This is a genomic window from Micrococcus sp. EWR3.9.1 (genome assembly GCF_052615555.1).
Genome location: NZ_JBQXFD010000038.1, coordinates 1 through 2930, shown reverse-complemented (window position 1 = coordinate 2930; position 2930 = coordinate 1). Strand labels below are relative to the sequence as shown.

Here is a 2930-nt window from a genome sequence, read left to right as displayed (position 1 = left end):
AGCACTCTCATCCACCGCGAGGGTGACCTCGACCAGAGCAGTCAGCGCCCGCGCCAGGTGTGCATCGGCGATCTCGTATCGGGTCTGGCGGCCCTCGGCCACGGCGACCGCGATCCCGCAGTCCCGCAAGCACGCCAGGTGGTTCGACACGTTCGACCGGGTCAGCCCCAAGTCTCGCGCTAGTTCGGCCGGGTACGCCGGCCGTTCCAGCAAGGTCATCAGGATCCGCGACCGGGTGGGGTCGGCCATCGCTCGGCCCAACCGGTTCATCACATCAACACGAGAGGCGATAGTCAGCATTCACTGAACTATACAGTATGAGCTGAACTTACAGTGTCGCCTCGTAAAGCTATACCCCAGCGGGGCGGCACAGAACGTCGTGCCGTCCCGCTGTTTGCTCATCGGCCGACGGGGAGCTCGATCAGTTGCGGGCTGCTGCAGCAGGCGTCGCCGGCTGTGGCTGGGGCGTCGCAGCCGCCGCCGAGGTCGGTGGTGCATACGCCGGTCTCGGGTAGTTCGAGGTGGACTGCGTCGGCTGCTTTGCGGTCGCCGGCCAGGGCTGCTGCGATGGAGCGGACCTGTTCGTAGCCGGTGGCCATGAGGAAGGTGGGGGCGCGGCCGTAGCTCTTCATCCCCACGATGTAGAAGTTCGTCTCCGGGTGGGCGAGGACTCGCTCACCGTGAGGCTCGACGGATCCGCAGGAGTGGAACTCGGGATCGATCAGCGGCTCCAGCTGGGACGGTGCTTCGACGGCCGGGTCCAGGGCCAGGCGGAGTTCGGAGAGCATTCCGAGATCAGGGCGGAACCCGGTGGCGGGCACCAGCACATCGACGCTCACTTCTCGCTCCCCGTCCGGGGTCACAGCGTGGACGGTCAACGTGTCGTCGGCTCTGAAGCGAGTGATGGTGAAGGAGGTGAGGACCGCGATGCGTCCGGAGTCGACCAGCTGGCGCAGTCGCGAGCCGAGCGCTCCTCGGGCTGCGAGTTCGTCCTGGTCGCCGCCCCCGTAGACGCGGGTGAGGTCTGCGGTGCGAGCGGCCCAAATGATGGTGGTGTCGGCCTCCAGGTCCGCGAGGTCCAGCAGGGTATTGGCGGCTGAGTGGCCGGCACCGGTCACCATGACTCGCTTGCCGGCGAAGCGGTCACGGTCGCGGCCCTGCACGTCAGGCAGCGGCGCGGTGATGTGGCCCGCGGCGCGGGCCTGCTGCTCGCCGGGAGCAAGGAGCCCGGCCTGTCCGAGGGGGTTGGGCGTGGACCAGGTGCCGGAGGCGTCGATGACCGCGGAGGCGAGCACGTCTTCGCTGTGCCCGTCGGTGGTCTGGATCCGGACGAGGAAGGGGGTCTCCTCGCGGCGTGCGGTGCGGGTCTTGTCGATGCCGGCGCGGGAGACGGCGGTGACCCGCGCCCCGTAGCGGATCGACTCGGCGAGCTGGGGAAGCTGCGCGAGCGGTTCGAGGTAATGCTCGCGCAGTTCGTGACCGGTCGGGAGAACGTCGGCGTCGGGTGCGGTCCAGCCGGCAGCTTCGAGGAGACGCTGTGCGGCGGCGTCGAGGTTGTACTGCCACGGCGAGAAGAGCCGCGTGTGCCCCCACTCGGCGATCGCGGCTCCTGCCGCGGTCCCGGCCTCGAGGATCAGGAACGGCAGGCCGCGCTCAGCGAGGTGGGCGGCGGCGGCCAATCCGATGGGGCCGGCGCCGATGATGGCCACGGGATGCGAGGTCGTGGAGGTGGTGAGCATGGGATCTCCTTGATCGCGGAACGGGATCAGGTCGAGGGCTGGGTGAGGTCGGTCAGGAGCTTGCGGACGTGGATGTCGATGTCGTCGCGCACCAGGCGCATGCGCTCCATCCCTTCGATGCCCCGCTGGGAGGGTTCATCGGTGTACCAGGTCGTGACCGGCGCGGTCATGCCCTCGACGGGTTTGATGACGGCTTCGTCGCCGATGACGATCACGTGGTCGACGCTTCGCAACAGCTCGGGGGTGACCGGCTGCGGGACGGCGGAGGACATGTCTGCACCGACTTCGGCGATCGCTTCGGTGGACTGGGCGTTGAGGGCGGTGCCGGGGCGGGTGCCGGCGGAGTGGACCTCGATCGCGTCACCGGCGTGGTGGCGCATCAGGGCGGCGGCCATCTGGGACTTGCCGCCGTTCTTCACGCAGACGAACAGGACTGAAGGGCGCTTCGTGGTCATCGGGAGGAGATCCTTCTGTGGGGTCATCGGGTGGGGGCGGTGGTGTCGCCGGGGAACAGGCGCCGCCCCATAGCGAGGGCGACGTAGACGAGGGCGACGAGGACGGGGACTTCGATCAGCGGGCCGACGACGCCGGCGAGGGCCTGGCCGGAGGTGACGCCGAAGGTGCCGATGGCGACGGCGATGGCGAGCTCGAAGTTGTTGCCCGAGGCGGTGAAGGCGACGGTGGTGGACTTCGCGTAGTCGAGGCCGATCGCGCGGCCGAGCAGGAAGGACCCCAGGAACATGACGACGAAGTAAACCAGCAGCGGCAGGGCGATGCGGGCCACGTCTCCCGGTGCGGAGATGATCGCGTCGCCCTGGAGGGCGAACAGCAGCACGATGGTGAACAGCAGCCCGTATAGCGCCCACGGGCCGATCTTCGGGAGGAACCGTTCCTCATACCAGGTCCGACCCTTGGCTCGCTCACCGAGGATGCGGGTCAGGAACCCTGCGACCAGCGGGATCCCGAGGAAGATCAGCACGCTGAGGACGATCGCGCCGATCGAGAACTCGGCCGACGTGGTCGGCAGCCCCAGCCAGGACGGCAGCGCCTGGAGGTAGAACCAGCCCAGGGCACCGAAGGCGATCACCTGGAAGACGGAGTTGATCGCGACCAGCACCGCAGCTGCTTCTCGGTCACCGCAGGCGAGGTCGTTCCAGATGAGGACCATCGCGATGCAGCGTGCGAGCCCGG

4 protein-coding genes are annotated in these 2930 nt (G+C 68.5%); all 4 read right to left on the bottom strand.

Features of this window, described 5'->3' with window-relative positions; genetic code table 11:
- The coding region (gene cmtR, locus ACUJ8O_RS11425; RefSeq protein ID WP_170748272.1) for a Cd(II)/Pb(II)-sensing metalloregulatory transcriptional regulator CmtR at positions 1 to 300 on the bottom strand (300 nt) is incomplete at its 3' end.
- 98 nt (positions 301 to 398) lie between these two features.
- Positions 399 to 1739, bottom strand: a complete 1341-nt coding sequence (locus ACUJ8O_RS11420) for an FAD-dependent oxidoreductase (RefSeq protein ID WP_445373397.1) — start codon at positions 1737 to 1739, stop codon at positions 399 to 401.
- 26 nt (positions 1740 to 1765) lie between these two features.
- On the bottom strand, positions 1766 to 2194 hold the full coding sequence (locus ACUJ8O_RS11415; protein ID WP_036336808.1) for an arsenate-mycothiol transferase ArsC: 429 nt from the start codon (positions 2192 to 2194) through the stop codon (positions 1766 to 1768).
- Between the two features lie 23 nt (positions 2195 to 2217).
- Positions 2218 to 2930 (bottom strand): ACR3 family arsenite efflux transporter (gene arsB, locus ACUJ8O_RS11410; protein ID WP_445373396.1); only part of this gene is annotated, 713 nt, incomplete at its 5' end.

Excerpts from the sequence above, each read along its gene's own strand:
- ACUJ8O_RS11420 (WP_445373397.1), bottom strand. The coding sequence starts at position 1,739 with ATGCTCACCACCTCCACGACCTCGCATCCCGTGGCCATCATCGGCGCC.
- ACUJ8O_RS11415 (WP_036336808.1), bottom strand. The coding sequence starts at position 2,194 with ATGACCACGAAGCGCCCTTCAGTCCTGTTCGTCTGCGTGAAGAACGGC.